Annotated in this window: 16 protein-coding genes and 1 pseudogene; 5 read left to right on the plus strand and 12 right to left on the minus strand. The window is 66.4% G+C overall.

What is annotated here, in order from left to right:
• Window positions 1-53: 53 nt before the first annotated feature.
• Together OSB52_RS01375 and OSB52_RS01380 are read right to left on the minus strand one after the other, a co-directional pair.
• A complete protein-coding gene (locus tag OSB52_RS01375; protein ID WP_266059779.1) occupies window positions 54-1,523 on the minus strand; it encodes a sensor histidine kinase in 1,470 nt (489 codons plus the stop codon).
• A 47-nt stretch (window positions 1,524-1,570) separates the two neighbouring features.
• Entirely contained in the window at window positions 1,571-2,257 is a 687-nt protein-coding gene (locus OSB52_RS01380) for a response regulator transcription factor (protein WP_235724706.1), read from the minus strand.
• Window positions 2,258-2,536: 279 nt separating this feature from the next.
• Between OSB52_RS01380 and OSB52_RS01385 the strand changes: the two genes are divergently transcribed.
• A complete protein-coding gene (locus OSB52_RS01385) occupies window positions 2,537-6,655 on the plus strand; it encodes a bifunctional nitrate reductase/sulfite reductase flavoprotein subunit alpha (protein WP_372512290.1) in 4,119 nt (1,372 codons plus the stop codon).
• A 467-nt stretch (window positions 6,656-7,122) separates the two neighbouring features.
• Window positions 7,123-8,001 carry a type IV toxin-antitoxin system AbiEi family antitoxin domain-containing protein gene (locus OSB52_RS01390; protein ID WP_266059783.1) on the plus strand — a complete coding sequence of 293 codons (879 nt, stop codon included), beginning with the start codon at window positions 7,123-7,125 and terminating at the stop codon, window positions 7,999-8,001.
• Window positions 8,002-8,060: 59 nt separating this feature from the next.
• Here OSB52_RS01390 and OSB52_RS01395 read toward each other — a convergent pair whose 3' ends face one another.
• The 5 genes from OSB52_RS01395 to OSB52_RS01415 all read right to left on the minus strand — a co-directional run bounded on the left by OSB52_RS01395 (window position 8,061) and on the right by OSB52_RS01415 (window position 14,057).
• On the minus strand, window positions 8,061-8,378 hold the full coding sequence (locus tag OSB52_RS01395; RefSeq protein WP_235724708.1) for a Rieske (2Fe-2S) protein: 318 nt from the start codon (window positions 8,376-8,378) through the stop codon (window positions 8,061-8,063).
• Window positions 8,375-10,891, minus strand: coding sequence for a nitrite reductase large subunit NirB (nirB, locus tag OSB52_RS01400; protein ID WP_266059784.1), 2,517 nt, complete (start codon window positions 10,889-10,891; stop codon window positions 8,375-8,377). The genes OSB52_RS01395 and nirB overlap by 4 nt, the downstream gene beginning before the upstream one ends.
• Window positions 10,891-11,238, minus strand: coding sequence for a molybdopterin oxidoreductase (locus tag OSB52_RS01405; RefSeq protein ID WP_235724710.1), 348 nt, complete (start codon window positions 11,236-11,238; stop codon window positions 10,891-10,893). The genes nirB and OSB52_RS01405 overlap by 1 nt, the downstream gene beginning before the upstream one ends.
• Window positions 11,239-11,526: 288 nt before the next feature.
• Entirely contained in the window at window positions 11,527-13,101 is a 1,575-nt protein-coding gene (locus OSB52_RS01410; protein WP_266059785.1) for an FAD-dependent oxidoreductase, read from the minus strand.
• Entirely contained in the window at window positions 13,101-14,057 is a 957-nt protein-coding gene (locus OSB52_RS01415; protein WP_235724712.1) for an AurF N-oxygenase family protein, read from the minus strand. The genes OSB52_RS01410 and OSB52_RS01415 overlap by 1 nt, the downstream gene beginning before the upstream one ends.
• Window positions 14,058-14,237: 180 nt before the next feature.
• Here OSB52_RS01415 and OSB52_RS01420 point away from each other — a divergent pair, with 180 nt between their 5' ends.
• On the plus strand, window positions 14,238-15,008 hold the full coding sequence (locus OSB52_RS01420) for an SDR family oxidoreductase (protein WP_235724713.1): 771 nt from the start codon (window positions 14,238-14,240) through the stop codon (window positions 15,006-15,008).
• Window positions 15,009-15,088: 80 nt separating this feature from the next.
• Here OSB52_RS01420 and OSB52_RS01425 read toward each other — a convergent pair whose 3' ends face one another.
• The 4 genes from OSB52_RS01425 to OSB52_RS01440 all read right to left on the minus strand — a co-directional run bounded on the left by OSB52_RS01425 (window position 15,089) and on the right by OSB52_RS01440 (window position 20,571).
• A complete protein-coding gene (locus OSB52_RS01425; protein WP_266059786.1) occupies window positions 15,089-16,333 on the minus strand; it encodes a nucleotide disphospho-sugar-binding domain-containing protein in 1,245 nt (414 codons plus the stop codon).
• 89 nt (window positions 16,334-16,422) lie between these two features.
• Window positions 16,423-17,805: a hypothetical protein gene (locus tag OSB52_RS01430; protein ID WP_266059787.1), complete on the minus strand. Its 1,383-nt coding sequence runs from the start codon at window positions 17,803-17,805 to the stop codon at window positions 16,423-16,425.
• 1 nt (window position 17,806) lies between these two features.
• Window positions 17,807-19,261 carry a hypothetical protein gene (locus OSB52_RS01435; RefSeq protein ID WP_266059788.1) on the minus strand — a complete coding sequence of 485 codons (1,455 nt, stop codon included), beginning with the start codon at window positions 19,259-19,261 and terminating at the stop codon, window positions 17,807-17,809.
• Window positions 19,258-20,571: a glycosyltransferase gene (locus OSB52_RS01440; RefSeq protein ID WP_266059789.1), complete on the minus strand. Its 1,314-nt coding sequence runs from the start codon at window positions 20,569-20,571 to the stop codon at window positions 19,258-19,260. The genes OSB52_RS01435 and OSB52_RS01440 overlap by 4 nt, the downstream gene beginning before the upstream one ends.
• A 90-nt stretch (window positions 20,572-20,661) precedes the next feature.
• On the opposite strand from OSB52_RS01440, the pseudogene OSB52_RS01445 reads away from it, so the two are divergent.
• Both OSB52_RS01445 and OSB52_RS01450 read left to right on the plus strand, forming a co-directional pair.
• Window positions 20,662-20,754: pseudogene (locus tag OSB52_RS01445) on the plus strand (glycosyltransferase); the annotation flags it as partial.
• 183 nt (window positions 20,755-20,937) lie between these two features.
• A complete protein-coding gene (locus tag OSB52_RS01450) occupies window positions 20,938-21,948 on the plus strand; it encodes a glycosyltransferase (RefSeq protein ID WP_266059912.1) in 1,011 nt (336 codons plus the stop codon).
• Here OSB52_RS01450 and OSB52_RS01455 read toward each other — a convergent pair.
• Complete coding sequence (locus OSB52_RS01455) at window positions 21,928-22,824, minus strand: glycosyltransferase family 2 protein (RefSeq protein WP_266059791.1); 897 nt, start codon at window positions 22,822-22,824, stop codon at window positions 21,928-21,930. The genes OSB52_RS01450 and OSB52_RS01455 overlap by 21 nt on opposite strands.
• Between the last annotated feature and the right edge of the window lies 1 nt (window position 22,825).

Consider the following 22,825-nt stretch of genomic DNA (forward strand, 5'->3'; position numbering starts at 1 on the left):
TGGTGGGTCGATGACCGAATGCCGGTCGGTCTGCGCGGCCGCGACCGTCACCCTTATTGACGAACGATCAGCGGAGAAGGTTCCTCAGGGGTGGGACTTCCCGGCAAGGTCATCCGGATCAGGGTTCCGCCCAGATCGGATTGCTCGGCCTGCACACTTCCGCCGTTGCGAGTGACCACCTGACGAACGATCGCCAGGCCCAGACCGGAACCGGGCATCGACCTCGACTGGGTCGATCGGTAGAACCGTTCGAACACCAATTCCCGGTCCTCCTCGGGGATCCCTGGCCCGGCGTCGGCCACCGTGAGTTCTGCTGTGTTCGCGTCGATCTGACTCAGGCTCACCAGCACTGGCCGACCACGCGGACTCCACTTCGCGGCGTTGTCGAGCACGTTGAGCACTGCCCGATTGAGGCCGTGTTCTTCCCCGAAGACGAACCACGGCGTCACCGTCGTGTGGAAGTCCACGTCGGTTCGGCGGCGACGCACCCGGTCCAACGATCGCGTGATCACCTCGACGAGATCGACCTCCTCGTGCACCACCTCCGGCGCGTCCTCACGGGCGAGGTCGACGAGATCTCCGACCAGCGTGGACAGTTCCTCGATCTGGGCCATCACATCCGAGCGCAGCTCGATCATGTCCTGCGGCGGCATCGCGGGTGCCCCCGGCTCACTCGCGGCGATCAGCAGCTCGAGATTGGTCCGCAGGGAGGTGAGCGGCGTCCGCAGCTCATGACCCGCATCGGCCACCAGCCGGGCCTGCCGATCACGTGAATCGGCCAAGGCGCGCAGCATCGTGTTGAAACTCTCGGTCAGGCGCGCCAACTCGTCGTTGCCCGAGACCGGGATGGGCGTCAGATCCTGCGTGCGCGCGACCCGCTCGGCAGCGCGGGTCAGGCGGGCCACCGGCCGCAGACCAGCTCGTGCAACGGTGGTGCCTGCCAGCGCGGCCAGTGCGACACCACCGCCGCCGACGACCAACAAAACCCAGGCCAGCCTCTTGAGGACCCGATCGGTGTGCAGCAAGCTCTGTGCCAACACCAAGGTGTTGCCGTCGGCGAGCTTGCGGGCGAGCACCCGCTGGTTGTCCACGGTCCGTAGGCTCTGCATGTTGTTGACCGGCCGCGGCGTCGACCGCGCGATGCTGCGCTCGACGTCTTCGAAGGGCACATCCCCGATGAGGTAGGTGCTGCCGTCGGGGTGCACGAGCGCCAGGGAGATGTTGGTGGAGAACACCGTGCCGGTGACCAGCGATTCGGGTCGTTCGTTGAGCAGGCCGGTCTTGGCGAGTACCGTCATGCCGTCGGCGCGGCTCTCCAGTTGCGAGTCGACCTCGTTGTACATCGCGCGGTAGACGACGAAGTAGGCGGCCGCGGCCATCAGGCTGACCGAGACGAGCACGACGGTAGCCGACAGCAGAGTCACACGCGTCGTCAACGACACAGCTCGGGTCAGCGGCATGGGCGCCCGCATCTCCTTGCGGTCATGCCGACGTATTCGGGCGATGGACCGTCGTCCCGGCATCGTCGTCGGTGCCGACCGAGGGGTCGAATCCGATGCGTCGGGGACCACTACGGCGGGGTCTCCCGCAGCACATAGCCGACGCCGCGCACCGTGTGGATTAGCCGGGGCTCACCTTCGGCTTCGGTCTTGCGCCGCAGGTAGCCGACGTAGACTTCCAGGGCATTGCCCGAGGTCGGGAAATCGTAGCCCCACACCTCTTCGAGGATGCGACTGCGGGACAGGACGCGGCGCGGGTTGGCCATCAGCATCTCGAGCAAAGCGAATTCGGTCCGAGTAAGACTGATGCTGCGTTCACCGCGTGCCACATCGCGGGTCACCGGGTCCAGCGTCAGGTCCGCAAACGACAGTTCCTCCGACTCGGCCGCATCGTCGGGACTGGCACGTCGCAGTAGCGCACGTAGCCGCGCGAGCAGTTCCTCCAGTGCGAACGGTTTCGGCAGGTAATCGTCTGCCCCGGCGTCCAGACCCGACACCCGCTCGGAGACCGTGTCCCGGGCGGTGAGCACCAAAATGGGCAGATCGTCGCCGGCCGACCGCAGCCGACGACACACCTCCAGCCCGTCCAGACGCGGCATCATGACGTCGAGAATGGCCACGTCCGGACGCTCGGCGACGATCTTCTCCAGGGCCTCGAGACCGTCGGCCGCGATATCGACGGTGTAGCCGTTGAACGACAGCGACCGGCGTAGCGACTCGCGTACCGCCCGATCGTCGTCGACCACAAGGATGCGCATGCCTACAGTCTTATCGCGAACTGCTGAGATGTGTCTGAGGACGTACCGCCGTGTCCCGCGTCGATTGCTGCAGGTCGGGGCGCGCCGAGTCGAATGCAACGCCGCCGGTCGCGTCCGCGACCGGGCTGCGCACATGTGCGACCCACCCCTGTGAGGTCAAGTTGATAGGCGTGTAACTGGCCGATTCGCATCAGGAAACACACCCCGTCGAATGTGGAGATCGTGAAGTCCGTCGACATCGTGCATTCGCTGTGTGCCTACTGCGGGGTGGGCTGTGGAATGGACCTGGCGCTCGGCGCCGACGGTCAGGTCGCCAAGACCGTGGGCCGCAAGGATCATCCGACCAACTTCGGTCGGTTGTGCACCAAGGGTTCGACCACCGCGGACATGCTGGCCGCCGGCGGGCGCCTGGTCACGCCGATGGTGCGCGACGAACGCGGCGCTCCAGCGCGGCCCGGCGACATGGATCAGGTGATCACCGAGACCGCGGCACGACTACGCGCCATCGTCGACGAACACGGACCGGACGCCCTGGCCCTCTACGTGTCGGGACAGATGTCGATGGAGGCGCAGTACCTCGCGACCAAACTCGCCAAGGGCTACATCAGGACCACGGCGATCGAATCGAACTCGCGGCTGTGCATGGCAAGCGCCGGCACCGGTTACAAGCAGTCCCTCGGCGCCGACGGTCCGCCCGGTTCGTATCAGGATTTCGATCACGCCGACGTGTTCTTCGTGATCGGGTCGAATATCGCCGACTGCCACCCGATCCTGCACCTGCGCATGATGGACCGGATCAAGGCGGGTGCGAAGCTCATCGTCGTCGATCCGCGCCGCACTGCCAGCGCCGACAAGGCCGACCTGTTCCTGCAGATCACACCCGGTACCGACCTGGCACTGATGAACGGGCTGCTGCATCTGCTCATCACCGGCGGCCACACCGACGACGACTTCATCGCGTCGTTCACCGACGGCTTCGAGCAGATGCCCGAGTTCACCGCGCAGTATCCGCCGGAAGTGGTCAGCGAGATCACCGGCATCCCGGCCGACGACATCCGCCGCGCGGCGGAGCTGATCGGGTCCGCGCAGAACTGGATGAGCTGTTGGACGATGGGCCTCAACCAATCCACACACGGAACCTGGAACACCAATGCACTGATCAACCTGCATCTCGCCACCGGCGCGATCTGCCGGCCGGGCAGCGGACCGTTCTCGCTGACCGGGCAGCCCAACGCCATGGGCGGCCGCGAGATGGGGTACATGGGCCCCGGCCTCCCGGGACAGCGGGCGGTGATGTCCGACGACGACCGTGCGTTCGTCGAGGATGTCTGGGGGTTGGCGCCCGGAACCGTGCGCACCGAGGTGGGCGGCGGCACCATCGACATGTTCCGCCAGATGGCCGACGGAGACATCAAAGCGTGCTGGATCATCTGCACCAATCCGGTCGCATCCGTGGCAAATCGGTCGACCGTCATCTCCGGGCTCGAGCAGGCCGAGCTCGTCATCACGCAGGACGCCTTCGCCGACACCGAGACCAACGCCTACGCCGACGTCGCGCTGCCCGCCGCACTGTGGACCGAGTCGACCGGCACCATGGTGAACTCCGAACGCAACGTGACATTGTTCGAGCCCGCCCTGACCGCGCCCGGTCAGGCGCTGCCGGACTGGCAGATCATCGCGCGCATCGCCTGCGAGATGGGTTATACCGAGGCCTTTTCCTATACCGACGCCGAACAGATCTTCGACGAGATCCGCCGGTTCGCGAACCCACGCACCGGCTACGACCTCCGTGGGATGACCTACGAGGGGCTGCGTCGCACCCCGATGCAATGGCCCAGCCCACCGGCCGATGCCGGGGTGACCCCGAACGGTCAGGGCCGCAACCCCATCCGCTACCTCAACGACGGCGTAAGCCAGACATTGCACACCGCCGAGGACGGGACCGTGCCCGCGCTCGCGTTTGCGACACCGAACCGTCGGGCCCAGTTCTTCGCACGGCCGCACGTCGATCCCGCCGAGATGCCCGACGATGCATACCCCATCCTGCTGAACACCGGCCGTCTGCCACATCAGTGGCACACGATGACCAAGACCGGTCGGGTCACCAAACTCAACAAACTCAACCCGGGCCCGTTCGTGGAGATCCACCCCGAGGATGCGCAACGATTCGGCATCGGCCCCGGGGACCGGGTGGAAGTGGCATCGCGGCGCGGGCGTGCGGTGCTACCCGCGACGGTCTCCGATCGGGTTCGACCGGGCAATTGTTTTGTCCCGTTCCACTGGAACGACGTGTTCGGCGAGCACCTGACCATCAACGCAGTGACCTCCGACGCCGTCGACCCGATGTCGCAGCAGCCGGAGTTCAAGGTGTGCGCAGTCACCCTCACCAAAGTCGCGGGTGCGCCTTCGGCTCAGCATTCGTCCACCGAGGGTTCCGACAGCCTCACGACCGAGGCTCACCACGGTCTCGCCGGGCCGGTCGATGCCCTGGCGTCAGCGCTCGGGGTCGCCGACGTAGACATCAGGCCATCGGAAGCGGAACGCACGTACCTCGCCGGGATGATCGCCGGGCTCCGGACGCATCCACCTGTCGACGACCGTCCCGTGCTGCCGCCCGGGGCGCCGCTGCGCAGCGACGTCCACGCGTGGGCGTCGGGAGTGCTCGACGGAATCTTTGCGCGGGCACCGCTGTCGGGCGTCGGTACCGCCGGTGCACCGGGCGGCGCCGATGACGCGGTGCAGGCGGTGCGCGAGTCGATCACCGTCCTGTGGGCCTCCCAGATGGGCAACGCCGAAGAGTTCGCCACCGAGACGGCAGATCACATCCGGGCCAAGGGATATGACGTCACGGTCACCGAGATGGATGCCGCCGACGTGGGATCTCTCAGCGGCACGACGCTGTTCGTCAGTTCCACCACAGGTGACGGAGAACCGCCGGACAACGGTTCGGCGTTCTGGGATGCGCTCAGCGGCGATACAGCGCCGGATCTGTCGGGACTACGCTATGCGGTGCTCGCCTTCGGGGACTCGAGTTACGACAATTTCTGTGGTCACGGGCGCAATCTCGACGAGCGCCTCGACGAACTCGGGGCCCGACGAATCCTGGAACGGGTCGATTGCGAACCAGACTTCGAGGAACACGCCGGGCAATGGCTCGACCGGGTCAATACGGTGATCACCGCAGACGAGAGCGCGGGACCATCGACGGATGGCGAACGGGTCACCGTCCTCAGCGAGCCGGCCGACTCATCTGCGCAGCCGTCGGTGCGTACCGCGCCCGCGTTCTCGAAGAAGAAGCCACTGGTCACCCAGCTGTCGCGCAATGTCAGACTCAACGGTGACGGTTCGTCGAAAGACGTGCGCAACTTCGGGTTCCATCTGCCCGGCGACACCTTGACCTACAAGGCCGGTGACGCCCTGGGCGTCTGGCCGCTCAACAGCAACACCCTCATCGACGAATGGCTCGACGTGACCGGCCTCGATGGCGGCGAGATCGTCAACGCGCCGGGTGGCGACGACATGCCGCTACGACGCGCACTGCGGGAACGTCTCGAGTTCGCCAAGGTCACCCCGGATTTCATGCGTTTCGTCGCCGACCGCAACGGTTCGGCGCATCTGCATTCCCTTGCGGCGGCAGGCAACAAGCAGGAGCTGGAGGCGTGGACCTGGGGCCGGCAGTCGGTGGACGTACTCACCGAGTATCCAGTGAAGGCCGACCCCGAGGAATGGGTGTCTGTCCTGAAAACCCTTCAGCCCCGGTCATATTCGATATCATCGAGCCCATTACACAACCCCGGAGAGGTCGAGCTCACCGTGTCGGCCGTCCGGTACAACCTGCACGGCAAGGCTCGCGGCGGCGTGTGCTCAACGTTCCTGGCCGACCACTGCGAAGGTCAGGACATCGGAGTGTTCGTCACGTCGACAACGCATTTCCGACCTCCGTCGGACCCCGATACCCCGATGATCATGATCGGTCCCGGTACGGGCGTCGCCCCGTTCCGCGGATTCCTCCGCGAACGGCAGGCATTGGGCCACGAGGGCAAGAACTGGCTCTTCTTCGGCGAACAGTATTCGGCCACCGACTTCTACTACCGCGACGAGCTCACCACCATGCTGTCCGATGGCCTGCTGACGCGCCTCGACGTCGCGTTCTCACGGGATCAGGACCGCAAGATCTACGTCCAGGACCGCATGCGGGAGCACGGCGAAGAGCTCTACCGCTGGCTGCACGACGGCGCACACGTCTACGTGTGCGGCGATGCCACGCGGATGGCCAAGGATGTCGACGCGACCCTCAAGGAAATCGTGGCTCATCACGGGCGTCGGTCGCCCGCCGGTGCGGAGTCCTACGTGAAGGCATTGGCGGCCGACAAGCGGTACGTGCGGGACGTGTACTGAGGCGTCGTCGGGACACGCGCTGCCCAGGTGTCCGGCAGGGCGCGCGGGCCACGGTAGCACCAGCGAGGTGGCATCGAGTTCGACCTCCAGCGAGGGGCGCAAGCTCTTCCTCCGCGAGCGCGTACGCCTCACCCGCGACGAGCGCATCGGCGCAGCCGGCCGTCCCGGCATCCCTTGCACCGTTCGGCACCGGCTCACCATCCTGTCGATCCCGATCGGAGAGGCCAACCCTCACCTTCGGGCCCGAGCGATACATCGTGCCGGACGCCACCGTCAACTGACCACGTGTCCCAGATGACACGCCAGCCGACCACCACCGGGCAGTGGAAATCTGCCGGGCTGCTGAGGTGTCATCTGGGACAGGGGTTATGGGTGCGCTCTGCACATTCTCGGATCTGTCCACAGATATCGTCCGGGAACCAGCCGACCACCTCGTCCGCGCCTCACCGGATGTCAGGCTGCACCCCATGGATCAACCCGACTACTCCGAGGTCCTCGCTGCTGGGTTCGGCGTCGCTTCGTGGAAACAACTGCGTGAGGCCGGCATGACGCGAACCGAACTCCGGGCCGCCCTCAAGAACGGCACACTGCGATGTCTGCGGCGAGGGTGGTACGCCACACCGTGGGCCGACAGTACTGTGGTGTCGGCGGTGGCCGGTGGCGGCGTGCTGAGTTGCCTGTCGGCACTACGACTGCTCAAGGTCTGGGTTCCCGGTACATCCGATACCGTTCACATCCGGGCCCGCGCCTGTGCGCACCGCACGCCCGGCGCGACGTTCTGCGAACAGTACGGCCGACCGGAATCGGAGATCACGTCCGTCGACGAACTGGCAGTCGCGCTGCGGCACGCACTGAAATGCCTGGACGACGAAGGCATCGTGGTGGTCTGCGACTCCATCATGAATCTGGGGCTGCTCGAACCCTCCGACCTCCGGGTCGTGTTCCAGTCCGCACCCGCGCGGATCCGCCGCCTGCTGGACCGATGCGACGGCAGTTCTCAGTCCGGTACCGAATCGATGTGCCGATTCCGGCTCCGATCACGCGGTATCGGTGTGCGCTCACAGGTCGACATCCCGGGAGTGGGCATCGTCGACCTGGTGGTCGGCACTCGCTTGATCATCGAGGTGGATGGATACGAATTCCACAGCAGCAAAGAACAATTCGAGAAGGACCGCGAGCGCGACCGCACAGCTGTCGAACTCGGATACCTGGTCATCAGACTGACGTATCACCAAGTGGTGCACGAGTGGCCGGCCGCCGAAGAGACGATCATGGACCTCGTGCGTCGGCGCGAACACCTCAAGCCACTGATGCCCACCAGGGAACTCGTCTCAGATGACACCTGAGCGCGACACGATCGCTGCTGAGACGACCGCGCGGCGCTGAGGTGTCAACTGGGACAACCTCACGGCCAGACCACGATACGTCCGTCGCGATCCTCCACGCGGTACACGCCCAGCGAGCCGATCCCATCGGCGGTACAGCCGCCGTCGGAGAAGCGGAACACGTACTGATGCAGTGGACACACCACGTGGCCGAGGTCGAACTGGCCGTCGGCGATCGGGCCTCCCCGATGGGGGCAGACCGCGTCGGTGGCCCGCAGGGTGCCGTCGGTCATCCGGAACACCGCCACCTGGCGGCCGTCGACCGGGTAGGCCCGCCCTTCCCCCGGGAGAAGATCATCGATCGGACCGACCGGGACGCCGGTGTCGACGCTGGTCATCGGACCGGCACCTGCGGTAGCGGCAGCAGCGGCAACGCGGAGGTGAACTGGGCGGGCGATCGCGGCTCGTCACGGTCGAGCCACGGGTCGACGTAATCGGCGACCGCCTCGTCGATGCGCTCCTGCAGACCGCCGACGAGACCGTCACGATCCTCGACCAGGATCGCCCGCAGCTCCTCGATACCGATCCTCGGCACGAACGCGTACGTGCGCTCCAGCCACTTAGCCTGCTCACGGTAGTACTGGATGAAGATGCCGCACAGGCGGATCACCTCCTCCGGTGAGTCGACCGTCGCCAGCAGGTCACCCTTGCGGATGTGCGCCCCCGCGGCACCGCCGACGAGGATCTCCCACTTGCCGTCGCCGATCGCCACCACGCCGAAGTCCTTGCAGAGGGCTTCGGCACAATTGCGGGGGCAGCCGGTGACCGCGAGTTTCAGTTTGGCCGGCGACTCGAGACCCTGGTATCGCGTCTCGATCGCGATGCCCAGCGCCGTCGAATCCCCGAGTCCGAACCGGCAGTAGTCGGTTCCCACACAGGTCTTCACGGTCCGGAAGGACTTGCCGTAGGCGTAACCCGACGGCATGCCGAGGTCGTCCCAGACCTTGGGCAGATCTTCCTTCTTCACGCCGAGCAGGTCGAGGCGCTGGCCGCCGGTCGCCTTGATCATCGGGATGTCGTACTTCTCCGCGACGTCGGCGATCTTGCGCAGCTGCTGCGGCGACGTCACGCCGCCCTTCATCTGCGGTACGACGGAGAACGTGCCGTCCCGTTGGATGTTGGCGTGCACTCGATCGTTGACGAACAGCGCACCCGGTTCGCGATTCCACCCGGTTCCCCAGATCACCCGCAGCAGCGACGACAACGGCATCTTCGCGGTGGCGTCCTCACCGTCGGGCGCCAAGTTCTCGAAAACCTCTGACACCGAACGGAGATCCTGCCGCTTGATGGCGTCGATCAACTCCGGCTTGGTCAGCGGGATGCACGGCACGTACCAGTCCGCCGACTTGTCGACGGTCAGCGCATCACCCGCGGCGAACTCGACGATGTCGCCGACGAGTGGCTTGCACGAGCCGCACCCCTTGCCGGCGCGGGTCTTCGCGCAGACCTCGCTGACGCTGGTGCACCCGGATTGTACGCAAGATACGATGTCGCCCTTGGTGACACCATTGCAATTGCACACCTGCACGTCGTCGGCGAGCTCGGCCGCACCGGTCTCCGCACTGGGCGTACCCATGTCGAAGAGCATCGAGATACGTTCTTCGGGCAGCGGCACCTTCTCGTCGAAGGCCTGGGTGAGGAAGTTGGCCTTGGAGATGTCGCCGAGGAGCATGGCGCCGATCAGTTTGTTGTCGCGCACCACCACACTCTTGTAGGTGCCGCTGCGCGGCTCGTAGAACTGGACGAACTCGTCGTCCTCGCGTTCGGGACCCTTCACACCCATGGCCGCGACGTCGACCCCGGCAACCTTGAGCTTGGTGGTCAGTCGCGAACCATGGTACTCCGCATGGGGATTCGCACCCGTGATGACGTCGGCGAGCACCACCGCCTGCTCCCACAGCGGCGCGACCAGCCCGTACACCTCGCTGCGGTGCTGGCAACACTCTCCGACGGCGTAGATGGAACCCTCGTCCTCGCAGCGCATCTGGTCGTCGACGACGATGCCGCGTTCGATGACGAGCCCGGCACTGCGTGCCAGTTCGACGTTGGGCCGAATTCCGGCGGTGACCACGATCATGTCCGCCGGCAGCGATTCGCCGTCGGCGAATCCGACTCCGCTGACGGTGCCGTCGTCAGTGCGCAGCACGGCGGTGGTGCGTTTGCCGGTGTGCACGCCGACCCCGAGTTCCTCGATCTTGTTGCGCAGCACCTTTCCGCCGCGTTCGTCGAGTTGCTGATTCATCAGGTGACCGGGCGAGTGCACGACGTCGACGTCGACCCCCTGGGTCTTGAGTCCATAGGCCGCCTCGAGCCCGAGCAGTCCGCCGCCGATGACCACAGCACGGACGTCGTCGCGCGCCGTCGCCATCTGCAGCATGCCGTTGGTGTCGGAGATGGTCCGGAATCCGAAGACGCCGCGCGCCAGTCGCCCATCGGACTCGCGCAGCCCATCCATGTTGGGGAAGAAGGTGTTGGACCCGGTGGCGATGATCAGGACGTCGAAGTCGATGACACGGCCGCTGGCGCAGGTGACGGTCTTGGCGAAACGATCGATGCCCTCGGCGCTGTCGCCCGAGTAGAGGGTGACCCCGTTCTCCCGGTACCAGGCCATCGGATTGAGCATCAGGTCGTCGTCGTCGAGTGTGGCCTCGCCGGAGAGGACGTGGCTGAGCATGATCCGGTTGTAGTTGCCGTAGGGCTCGTCGCCGATCATCGTGACGTCGAACAGTTCACTGCCACCGCGGGACAGGATCTCCTCGACGGTCCGTGCGCCGGCCATACCGTTGCCGACCACCACCAGCTTGCGCTTGGCGGTGGTTGCATCGTCGTGCGGCGTGACGTCGACAGGCATCAGAAGATGACCATCCCGAAGTCGATGACGACCTCACCGCTCGTCGCTTCCGGCGCCGCCAGGACCAACTCCAAGGTGGTGTCGGGATCGACGTCCTCCACCACACGCAGCGGGACGTTGACCGAGGACCGCGCCCCCATCGGGAAGATGCGCATGGGCTGGCCGTCCCGCATCAGCGTCACATAGATCAGTTCGCCCGAGCTGTTCCCGCCACGAAAGTAGAGGGGCTGTGCCGTCATGCCGGGGGGCACCACGTACGTCAGGGACGGGTCGATGGGCGCCGGTTTCGTCAGCCCCGTTCCGGTGAACGCGTAGACGCCTTGCAGGAACCGCGGTGTGCTGGACATACGGCCACTATCGCTACCGCGCGTGAATCGCTTCTTGCCTGAGTGTTACAAGGCGATTGTCAGGACCTCACCGCGAAGGTCGGCCGATGTGATCTCGAGGTCGGGTGGTCGAGCCCCGCCGCCGATCGCGCGCCCCCTTCGCTGATCGAGCGTCCCCCCGCTGATGAGTAGCGACGAACGGAGTGAGGAGCGTATCGAGATCGCGTGCGGTGGTTTCGATACGGTCTCGGCTGGCGCCTCGGCCTACTCAACCACCAGAGCAACCAGGCCGCCTAGATCGCCGGTGGCCTACTTCTTCCGCCACCCGGCTGCGCCGACCATCTCCGACAACTCGGTGTATTTGACGCGGGGCCGACCCTGTGCGAGTCCGCGACGCCGTTCGCTGGCGTCGATCGCACGGACTCCGCGGTAGCCGATGACCTGTCGGGTGCGACGGCGCAGCAGGGCGGTGAATGCCTTGGCCGGATGCGTTGTTCGCGGGAGATGCCCGGCGGCTGCATCGCGAATGAAGTCCTCCACGGTTGCCTCGGCGCAGACCTTGTTGGTGCCGATGCCGCCACTCGGCCCGCGTTTGGCCCATCCCAGGACATAGACACCAGGGATGACATCGCCGCTCTCGGTGGTCATCCGGCCGTCCACATTGGGGAACACCCCACGTTCGTCGTCGAACGGGAGCCCGCCGATCGGCGTCGAACGGTAACCGATGGAACGAACCATCAGATCGGCGGCGATCTGGTGTTGACGTCCACCGGTCGCAACGGTGACCCGCTCGACGCGCGACTGTTCCGAGATCTCCTCGGGGGTGGTGTGGAAGAGGAAGGTGATCCGACGGTTGTCCGGATCGGCGGGCGCGCTGAAGTCCGGGAGGTCGGCGTCGGGGTCGTCGTGGACCACCACCTCCACCCCCGGGATCGTCGACAGCGCCCGGTACTCGGCAGATGTGTACGCGGCGTGCGCCTGGTCGCGGCGACCGAGCACCACCACCTCGTGGATGTTCTGTTCTTCCAGGATGCGCAGCGCACGATCGGCGATGTCGGTGGTGGCGAGCATCTCCGGCGGGGACACCAGGATGCGTGCCACGTCGAGTGCGACGTTGCCCGTGCCCACGACGACCGCGCGTCCCGTGCCGTCACGGGGGATCGGCGGAGCCTCCATGCCCGGCACCGCGTTGTACCAGGCGACCAGATCGGTCGCCGACGTCGAGCCGGGCAGGGCTTCCCCGGGGATGCCGAGTCGACGTGACTCACTGGCACCGACCGCATAGAACACCGCATCGAAGTGTTCGGCCAACTCGTCCGGCGTGATCTGGCCCTCGCCCGTGCCGACCTCGACGTTGGTCGCCATGGTGACGCGCGGATCGCGATAAAGAAGATCGAAACCCCGCAGCACGCCCTTGGTGCCCGGGTGATCCGGCGCGACGCCGGCACGCACGAGACCGCCTGGAGTGGGAAGCTTGTCGATGACGGTCACCGACGCCTCGGTGCGATCCAGGATCGTCCGCAGCGCATAACCGCCCGACGGCCCGGTGCCGACAAGCGCAACCCGTAGACCGGCCGGCAGTTTCGGGATGTCCGGATACGTGACCGACGACCACCCGGAGGTCACGTCCGGGTTGTTCTTGTAGTAGTCGGCGTTGATGTCGATGAACACCTTGTCGCGAGTGCCGAGCTTGTCTGCCGGATAGATCGCGTCCACCGGGCAGGCATCAGCACAGGCACCGCAATCGATACACGCCTCGGGATCGATGTGCAGAATGTCCGAACTGCCGAAGCCGCGCTCCTCGGGTGTCGGGTGGATACAGTTGACCGGGCACACCGACACGCATGCCGCGTCGCTGCAGCAGGACTGGGTGATGACGAACATCAGAGCATGTTCGCTTTCCGGTAGTAGTACATGGCCGGCTTGGTGAGCAGGCCGACTTCGTCGAGGAACTCCATGAGGTGAGCGCAGCTGCTGCGGATCATGGACTGGAAGTGCGAGTTGGAGCGCATCTCGGCCATGGCCCGGTCGGCGTCGAGCCCGGCATCGGCAAACGCCTTCTTCTGCACCAGGCTGGTGACGATGAAGTAGGCGCCCAGCGCAACGTAGAGAGCGCTGAACTGCCGACGCGCCCACCCGACGCCATCCATCGACTCACGCACCTCTTCTCGCGCGAAGCGCATGTGCCGCGACTCTTCCAGCACGTGGATCTCGTTGACGGTGCGGATGAACGGCAGCACCCGATCGTCGCGCATGCAACCGCGCTGAAAGACGTCGAGCACCTCTTCGGCGACCAGAATGCCGGCGTAGGCGACCTCGTTCTTGGCGGTGCGCTTGAACAGCTTGCCGAGTCGCCCGACCTTCTTGGTGGGCTTGTAGGAGGTACCGACCATCTTCTCGGATGCCTTGGCGAACATGATCGAGTGGCGGCACTCGTCGGCGACCTCGGTCAGCGCGAATTGGAACTCCGGGCTGTGGTAGGCGCCGAGGTACTGATCGCGGATGACCATCTCCTGCAGGATCATCTCGAACCAGATGCCGATGTTCATGATCGACGCGAACTCATGGCGGGTCACCGAAATGCGCTGGGACTCGGAGAGTTCCTCCCAGTAGGCGGTGCCGTACAGCGACGACCATTCCGGGCTGCACCCGTACTTGGTGGGGTCCATCGGGGCCGACCAGTCGATCTCGGTCATCGCATTGCGCGAGAGCCGAGCCGCCGAGGCGAGCAGGCGTTCGGAGACCTCGTCGGTCCCTTGGTCGCGCATGCTGACCACGTTCTGCGCTTCGTCGACACCATGGTGGGTATCGGCCTGCGTGCGATCCATCGCTGCAGTCATCGAGTCTCGACCTCCGGGCCGTTGGTGAACAACTGTTCTTTCATGACAATGAGCACTGTTATGACAATGCGTGTTGTCACGATAGCATCGGAACGCGCGGAAGTGAACAAGGTCGGATATATACTCGCCAGTAAGTTTCGCGTGGGACACGTACATGCAGGTCAAAAGCAGGAGAAGCACATGTCATCGATCTTCATCACGGGCGGCGCCGCGGGCATCGGATTGGCTACCGCGGAACGATTCGGGCGCGCCGGATGGACGGTCGGTGTATTCGACGTCGACACCGATGCCCTGGCAAAAGTCCAGGCCAACCACCCCGGATTCATCACCGGGACGCTCGACGTACGCGATCCGAAGCAATGGGAGACCGCGCTCGCCGAGTTCACCTCCCACACCGGGGGCACCCTGGACGTCCTCGACAACAACGCCGGCATCCTGGTCGAGGGTCCGCTCCACGAGATCTCCCCCGACGCCGTGCGCCGACAGATCGACATCGATGCGCTCGGCGTCGCACTGGGCGCGCAAGCCGCCTACCCGTACCTCCGGGCGACACCCGGCGCGCACCTGGTGAACATCGCCTCGGCGTCGGCGATCTACGGACAGCCGGGCATCGCGACCTACAGCGCCACCAAGTTCTTCGTCGCCGGCCTGACCGAAGCGCTTGAGTTGGAATGGGAGGACGACGACATCCGGGTGGTCGGGATCTGGCCACTCTGGGCGAAGACCGCGCTCGCCATGAACGAGGCGAAGTCGACGAAGACGCTCGGTGTGCGGATCACACCCGACCAGGTCGCCGACAAGGTGTGGGAGTCAGTCCATCCCACGCGTCAGGACAAGCTGCTCCACCGCACCAGCTACTCGGTCGGCGCGCAGACACTGGTGCTCGGCAATGCGGCGAAATTCATTCCCAACTTCCTCAACCGGGCGGTCAACAAGCTGATCGCCCAGTAACACCCAGACCGGTTCGGGTGCGCGTCGCCCGGGTTCACCGCGGCCCGGGGCGTCACCAGTCGTCACCCGATTTCCGCTGACTACTCGGCAGCGACGGCCTGTTCGACGATGTCGGCCGCGGTGGCGACCGCTTTGTCCGGCGCCACCATCTGCGCCGCAACGAGTTCGGCCGCTTCCCGGACCGGCGCCGACAGGATCGTAGCGAGCGCTTCGGCGGCCATCGTCTCGGTGAGAGCCGACGGTCGCATCGCGCAGCCCACCCCAAGGGTTTGTACACGGCGCGCCCAGAACGGCTGGTCGGCGGTCACCGCACAGATCAGTGATGGCAGACCTGCGCGCAGGGTTGCCGCGGTGGTGCCCGCACCCCCATGATGTACCGCGGCCACGCAGCGCCGCAGCACCGACTGATGGTCGATCGCGGCGACGACGAAGATGTCGCGGTCATCGCCGACGGCTCCTCGGTACTCGGGTCCGGCGACCAGACAGCGTAGACCCAACCGCCGCGCGGCGGCGCACAGCGTCGCGATGACGGTATCGCGGTCGGGCAGGGTCATGCTGCCGAAACCGACGAACAGCGGTCGGTCTCCCTCGGCGAGCCAGGTCGCCAACTCCGGTGTGGTGACGTCGATCTCGGCGAGGTCGCGCCGATGCTCGGTGTCGAGGTCCAGGAACCCGACGACCGGCTTCGCGTCACGCCATTGTTCCGCCAGTCCGGGTATGAGCGCTCCATCGAAAGCCTGGATCTGCACGATTCCGCGGTCACGAAGCCGCAACGACAATGGTCGCCGTGCTCGGCGAAGCTTCATCCGGCGCCGAAAAGAGTTCTCGTTCCAGCCGGTCGCAACCCAGGTCACCCGGTCGGCCCATCGCCACGACCACCGCCGAAGTGCAGGTGACATGTATCTGGAGAGAACGGGTACGGCGCCAACGACACCGTTTTCCGACATCGGCGCGTATCGCAGTACCACCAGTTGGGCCCCGATGCGTTGCGCGACCGCCAACGCACGGTCCTGGCACAGCGGTGCGGCCACGAGGATGTCCACATCGGACAGCGGAGCTCCGGGGACGGTGAACTCGTCCGCCATCGACTCGTCGAACGCGGCGAAGCCTGATCGTATGGTGCGTACGGCAAACCTCATCTGCGCCAACCTGCTTCCCTCTCGCGCAACGCTCAGCGCGGTATCCGACGACCAGGCCACGTGGGAGTCGAGCCCCACTGCCACCACCGACGCGACTCCCGCGCTTCGCGCGAAATCCACCAGGTTCGGCGGAACCAGCACGGTCACCCGATGGCCCCGGCCCTGTAGTTCCAGAGCAAGACACACGCCGGGTTGGATGTCACCTCGACTGCCGTACAAGACAATTGCAACTCGAATCCGACTCCGGCACTGGCGCGACCACATCGGCATCGACCTCACCAGAATTCGTGGTCGAGTCGCCAGGAGGACAACTGCTCGGCGATGAGTTTCCGGACGAGCTCCGGATCTCCGAAATGATCGGGATGGATACCGAAGAAGGTGAGGGTGATCCGCTCGTCGTACTCCACCGCCCACGCCGCGATCGCCGGCCCCTGGATGCGCCGGCGCTCCGCGGGCATGCCCTGCATGAGGGCACGGATAGCGAACGAGTTGGCGTGTACCCCACCGAGTCCGAGCGCAGTCTCCGGCGCCACCCCAAGGTTCGACACCGTGGTGTCTGGACCTGCAATCCCCGCCATCATCCTGGCGATCAGCCGACGCGGCAGCAGCCGTACGATGGGCTGAAGGTTGTCGGCCACCTGCTCCGCACCCGACTGCGCGTACTCGACGAACGCCTGTTTGCTCAATGCTCGGATTCCACCGAGCGGACCCGGCGCGTCAACCCTGTCGGACAACCGGATCCACACACCGCCCGACGCGTTCGCCCGCTCGTCGGGTTCGCCGGCCCGGTTGTCGACAGCGATACACACCCGTAACTCCGGCCCCGTGGGGTACCCCGAACGCTGCACGACGCCCGCCAACAACGCGGTGAACAGGCTGTTGGCCGTACCACCGTGCTCCCGGGCCCGAGCATGCCATTGACCGCGGTCGACATTCACGATCGCCAGCGTTGTCTCCGGCCCATCGGACGGCACGGGCCGCGGCGCGCTCGGCACCGGTGACGTCGGCGTCGGCGCCGGCGTCGGCGTCGGCGTCGGCGTCGACCCACGATTGCGCCACGCCTCGCGAAGCACGATCCGCAGCGACGATGCGGCTGCGGCAAGTTGCCGACCTGCATCGACGACATCCTCGGTGACCGCACGTGCGCCACGAGCCGATACCGGGTCCGGCAGTGCGCCGGAGTTGCCCGCGTGTGCTGCAGCGAGCGCACGGTAGACCCCCTGACCGTCGGCGATCATGTGCGACACGAGTAACGACACCACTCGACGTCCATCGCTGGTCAGCGCGGAGTCCAGCTGCCACCCCGCGCCGTCGATAGGCCGCAGCGTCGTGTCGCGTACGTGCGCGTCGGCCCAGGTCCCGACCTCGTCATCACCGATGCGATCGGTGTCGGAACCGACAGCAGGCAGATGCGATCGCACCCAGCGGTGCCGCGCCATCGGGACCCTGGTGCGGTGAACCGCCCGGTGTATCGACCCGGCGGCCAGCCTTGCGCGCAGTTGCTGCACCGCCGGAACTCCGGGATCGCGATCGAAGACCCAGACGAAATGCATCGGCGCGCTCAGCCCGAACAATTTCTCCGCCAACAGATACGCCTCGTCGCCACCGGCCACCCGGGGCATCGCGGACACACGCTCATACCAACTCGTCACGGTCACCTCACCAGACCTCGTGCACGAGACCCCAGGCGGTCAGCTCGTCGTCGAGCAACGTCCGGAGGTGCTCATCGGAATCGAAATACTCTTCATCACAACCGAAGACGGCGAAGGTGACCCGGTCATCGGTACGCGTCAACCAGGACTGCACCCCGTCGCCGAACCGGTACGGCAGGTTCGGGTCGACTCCCTGCGCCATGCCCCGGAACACGAATCGACACGCGGTTGCACCGTCGAGTTGCCCCGCTGCCGCGGGTACCGCGCCGAGGTTGGACACCATCGCGTCGGGCATACCGTCACCCGCAGTCACCATGCCGACCAGCCATGCGGGTGGAATCAACCACACCATCGACTGCAGATGGGCGATCGCCGGCCGTTGTCCCGCTGCCAATGCGACGAACGCCTGCTTGCAGGCACGCCGGATCGTGTGCAGGGTGCCGCCGGGCACCGGTTCGTCGGTCAGCACGATCGACACCCCGGCGGTGGCATTGGTACGCGGATCGTCCTCGCCGTCACGTCGATCCACCGGGATGCCGACCTTGATCGGGTCACCCACGGGCGCATACCCACTCGACCGCAACAATCCGGTGACCGTGGCGATGAACAGGGAGTTCGCTGTTCCGCCTGCGTTCGCCGCGACCCGGTCCCACTCGGACGTGGGCACGGACGCGGTGGCCCGGGCCCAGCGAGCCTGCGGTGATCGCTCGACGATCGGCGCCCGGTTCGCCGCGACCGGCTCTACGACACCGGCGCCGCCCCGCAACGTGGAGCCCGCGACACGCGCGAGCCCGCCTGCCGCAGCATGGACCTGGGCCGCGGCGTCGCGGGCGTCGGAGACGAGGCTGTGCGCGAACCGGGACCATCGCCGCTCCGCGGCACCGGCGGGCGGGGCCGGGGCCGGCGCGCCGCGGTCGGTGGCCGCCATGGCCGCCGCAGCCGCGGTCACCAAGGTGCGGCCGTCGGCGACGAGGTGCAGTGCGCACAACGAGATCACCGTCGCTCCTGATGCACACCGAATCGCGCGCAGGCGCCAGCACCGTCCCGCCTCGGCATCGAGGCGCACGGTGGCCATCTCCTCGGCGGCCCAGTCATCTGCCTCGGCCTCGTCGATCTCCGCGTGATCGACGACCAGCGCCGGGGCCTGGTATGCGTTCGTCCAGACCGGACGCGCCCCTGGCATCCGCGGGACGATGAGGCGTCGATGGAGCCGACCGGCGGCCAACTGCCGGTTGAGCAGCGCCAGCGTGTCTGCCGCGATCGGCCCGTTCATCACCCACACGAGTTGCAGCACCACGTCCCACCCGAGTGCACGGTGCAGAAACCAGTAAGTGGTGTCAGCGTCACCGAGGCGGATGTCACGCCGCGACAGGTCGGTTCGATACCGGCCATGCGAAGCGGAGCCGTCATCGACAAGCTCGGCGGTGTGATCTGTCGCGCGGATCGCCGACGCGGCCCTCATGCGACGATCCGCATCGGTCGGACCGAACTCTCGACCACGTCCGCGGCGTGGTCGGCGGCCTGCTGCGCACCGACCAGCGCACTCGGCATCGCCCGCGCACGCTCGACGCAGGCGGGATCCAGCGAGGCACGCAGGCCGGCGGCCAGTCGCATCGCGTCCAGCTTCCGAAACCGAAGCGAAACACCGACTCCGAGTCGCGACACTTCGGCGCCCCAGAACGGTTGGTCCGAGCTGAACCAACACACGACTGACGGGACACCGGCCCGCAGCGTCGCCGCCGTGGTCCCCGCACCACCGTGATGGACCACCACCGCGCACCGCGCCAACACGGCGTGATCGATCGAATCCACCACCTGCACAACACTGGTGTCGCACACAGCTGCCGCCATGTCGTCGACCCGGTTCCAGCCGGCGCAGATCAGCGCACGTCGACCGACGCTGCGGCAAGCCCATTCGACGATGCCGACCACTGCGGCCGGGTCGCGTAGCGGCATGCTGCCGAATCCGACATAGACCGGCGGCTCCCCGCGGCCGATCCAGGACATCACATCGGCAGACGCGGTGCCGCGCATCTGGCTACCCATGCGTTGCCGAAGCCGGCCGGGAATGTCGAGGAACCCCACCACCGGCCGCGGTCTGCGGCGGGAGTCGCGGTCCCATACCGGGTCGTCGTGCACCGCGAACATCGGGTCGTACGCCTGGATGTCGGCGCCAGGCGCCCGACGCACCCTGGTCCAGCCGGGGCCGTCGTCGGGCACGCCACCCACCCTGCCGGCCAACTCCCGGTCTCGCCGCCGGGTCATCGCGGTCAGAGCGCGGTCGGCGAGCGCCCATTGCAGACGGTTCAACGACGTCGAACGTGCGCCGATCGCGGGTAGCGGGCCCACACTGAGATTCGGACGGATCGGCGCGTGGTGCAGCGAGATGACCGGGATCGCCGCACGTAGCGCGTACATGGCGGCGACCTGCTCGGTGGTGAACCCGGTGACCACGACGTCCGCGCCCTCGACCACACCCGCCATGTCACCGACGATCTCGGCCCAGCCGAGATCTCGGACCTCGGCGAGCATGCGCTGCAACTTGATCGGATCACGCCCGGCCGCAGCTCGTGCTCTCGACACGTGGTCGAGTTGCGCCTGGGTGTCGAGTCCCAGTCGGCGAACGTGCATCCCGGACCCAGCGATGGCGTCACCGAGGTTGGGCGGTATCCCCAGGATCACATCGTGGCCCCGTTCGGCAAGCCGATGCGCCAGCACCGCTGCCGGCTGCACGTCTCCGCGAGTTCCATTGACTGCAAAAGCAATTCTCATCTCGTATCCGTCCCATGGTCATCGGTCGGTGGCGCGCCGTCGAACTCTTCGCCCCCTACACTGGTCGCCATCGGAAACAGGAGGGGCCCGATGAGATATGTGTTTGCAGCCGGCGGCAGCCGTGGAGATGTGCAGCCTGCGGCCGCTTTGGCGACCGAACTGCGCGTTCGCGGACACGAGGTCACGCTCCTGGTTCCGCCAGACAGTGTCCCATTCGCCTCTGGCACAGGCATTCCCACTCTTTCCTACGGCGAGAGCACACGATCCGCGCTCGATTCCCCCCTGGTGCGCGAACGGATGCGGTCCCGTGATCCGCTCACTCGGGTGCGGGCTGCGACCGAACTGACCATCCGCGGAGGAAGCGTGATGCAACGACAACTGCTCGACGCGACGCAGAACGCCGATGCGATCATCGCCGGTAGCGCGGGGCAGGAACGGGCGCACAACGTCTCGCGGGTCCGTGGAATTCCTCACATACCACTGCATCTGTGCCCGATCCGGCGCAACGGGTCGACGACGCTGCTGGCCCACGCCGGCATCGATGTCGGCCCACGCACGGCTCGGATGAGTTGGCGGCTGGTGGAGCAGGTGCTGTGGCGGGCGGGCCGGCGTGCCGAAGACGCGCTGTGCGCAGATCTGGGACTGGATCCGATACCGGCCACCTTCGCCGCCCAGATCGCCGCGACGGGCGTGCCGGAGATCCAGGCCTATGACCCTGTCTTGTTCCCGACGCTGACATCCGAGTGGGGGCCGGCGCGTCCGCTCGTCGGCTTCTTCACTCTGCCGCACGATCAGCGATCCGGCGTCGGCGACGATGCCGGGTCCGACCTCATCGAGTGGATCGACCGCGGCACACCACCCGTGTACGTGGGATTCGGCAGCATGATGGTGACCGATCCCGATCATCTCGCGACCACCGTGCTCGCCGTCGCAGCCGAACTCGATGTGCGTCTGCTGATCGCCGGCGGCTGGAGCGACTTCATGTCGGGGGTGTCCGACGACCGAATCCGGGTCGTCGGGCATGTCGACCACGATGCGATTCTGCCCCGATGCGCAGCTGCAGTGCACCACGGCGGCGCAGGTTCGGTGGCCGCCGGCCTGCGTGCCGGCATCCCAACCGTGGTCACCTGGGTGGGCGCCGACCAGCCGATCTGGGGGCGGGCCGTGATGGCATCGCATGTGGGCACCTCCCTTCCGATGTCACGGGTGAACACCACCCGACTCGTCACAGCCGTGCGCTCAGCGCTGTCACCATCTGTTCGTGAGGCCGCAACCACGCTGCGTGACAGCATGATTCCCCCATCGCTGGCGGTCTCACATGCGGCCGACATCGCCGAGCGTGTCGCCGATCGCCACTCACGGCAAGACGCGATCTGAGGCCAGTTGCCGCGGTGACGTCGAGAAGCGACCGGTCTCGACGTCATACAGTCGGATGGCCACCAACCGCATCGCGTGGACAACCGTCAGAGCAGGGACGTAGACCAGCGCTGTCCCGGCCGCGAGAGCAACCCGCCGGTGAAGAGCAAACGTGCGTGGCAGAAAGCTCATGTAGGTGACGAACGACATCACGCCGGTCTCCATCCGGCGCGAGGAGACGCCCACCGTCAACGAAGCAAGGAAGGCGTTGCGTCCACCGCTCTCAGTGACGCACAGGCCCATGTCGACATCTTCGAAGATGTCGCGCCGCATGCTCACCCGGGTCCGGATCGTCGCCCAGACCTCCCGCCGCAACACCATGTTCGATCCGTACAGGACGGGGATCTCGGTGACCGCGCGATGTGCCTGCCTGCGACCGAGCGGATGTACCCGGATCTTCCACCGATCGAACCTCCCTGCCAGTGGCACGCCATAGGCTTCGCCACGACCGCACAGGGCCGACCAGCTGCGCGCGGTATCGGCCGTGAAAAAGTCGATGATCGTCTGCGCCCAGGTCGGACCGACCCGTGTGTCCGCATCGATACGCGCGATGAGGTCTCCGGTTGCCGCGTCCAATCCCCGGTTACGCGCGAACACCAACCCCTGCCGGGGCTCCGTCACGACGTGAATCCTCGTGTGCTCGAGGGCCAAGGAGTCGACGATCTGCCTGCTGCGGTCGGTGGAGTTGTTGTCCACCACCACGATCTCGGTGATCTCCGGCTGGGCGACAAGTCTGCCCAGGCACTCCGCGATGGACTCCTCCTCGTTGTAGGCCGGCACCACCACCGACAGAGTGGGCCGCGGGGCATCGGTCGATTCCGGAACGCCAGGGGGCACG

It is taken from the genome of Gordonia aquimaris (genome assembly GCF_026262595.1).
Classification (GTDB): Bacteria; Actinomycetota; Actinomycetes; order Mycobacteriales; family Mycobacteriaceae; genus Gordonia; species Gordonia tangerina.

What these genes read in the sequence shown, in the direction of transcription:
- OSB52_RS01415 (WP_235724712.1), bottom strand. Translation starts at nt 14,057, where the DNA reads ATGACTGCAGCGATGGATCGCACGCAGGCCGATACCCACCATGGTGTC.
- nirB (WP_266059784.1), bottom strand. Translation starts at nt 10,891, where the DNA reads ATGCCTGTCGACGTCACGCCGCACGACGATGCAACCACCGCCAAGCGC.
- OSB52_RS01440 (WP_266059789.1), bottom strand. Translation starts at nt 20,571, where the DNA reads ATGAGAATTGCTTTTGCAGTCAATGGAACTCGCGGAGACGTGCAGCCG.
- OSB52_RS01420 (WP_235724713.1), top strand. Translation starts at nt 14,238, where the DNA reads ATGTCATCGATCTTCATCACGGGCGGCGCCGCGGGCATCGGATTGGCT.
- OSB52_RS01395 (WP_235724708.1), bottom strand. Translation starts at nt 8,378, where the DNA reads ATGACCAGCGTCGACACCGGCGTCCCGGTCGGTCCGATCGATGATCTT.
- OSB52_RS01390 (WP_266059783.1), top strand. Translation starts at nt 7,123, where the DNA reads ATGGATCAACCCGACTACTCCGAGGTCCTCGCTGCTGGGTTCGGCGTC.
- OSB52_RS01380 (WP_235724706.1), bottom strand. Translation starts at nt 2,257, where the DNA reads ATGCGCATCCTTGTGGTCGACGACGATCGGGCGGTACGCGAGTCGCTA.
- OSB52_RS01375 (WP_266059779.1), bottom strand. Translation starts at nt 1,523, where the DNA reads ATGCCGGGACGACGGTCCATCGCCCGAATACGTCGGCATGACCGCAAG.
- OSB52_RS01410 (WP_266059785.1), bottom strand. Translation starts at nt 13,101, where the DNA reads ATGTTCGTCATCACCCAGTCCTGCTGCAGCGACGCGGCATGCGTGTCG.
- OSB52_RS01385 (WP_372512290.1), top strand. Translation starts at nt 2,537, where the DNA reads ATGGACCTGGCGCTCGGCGCCGACGGTCAGGTCGCCAAGACCGTGGGC.
- OSB52_RS01450 (WP_266059912.1), top strand. Translation starts at nt 20,938, where the DNA reads ATGCAACGACAACTGCTCGACGCGACGCAGAACGCCGATGCGATCATC.
- OSB52_RS01435 (WP_266059788.1), bottom strand. Translation starts at nt 19,261, where the DNA reads ATGAGGGCCGCGTCGGCGATCCGCGCGACAGATCACACCGCCGAGCTT.
- OSB52_RS01405 (WP_235724710.1), bottom strand. Translation starts at nt 11,238, where the DNA reads ATGTCCAGCACACCGCGGTTCCTGCAAGGCGTCTACGCGTTCACCGGA.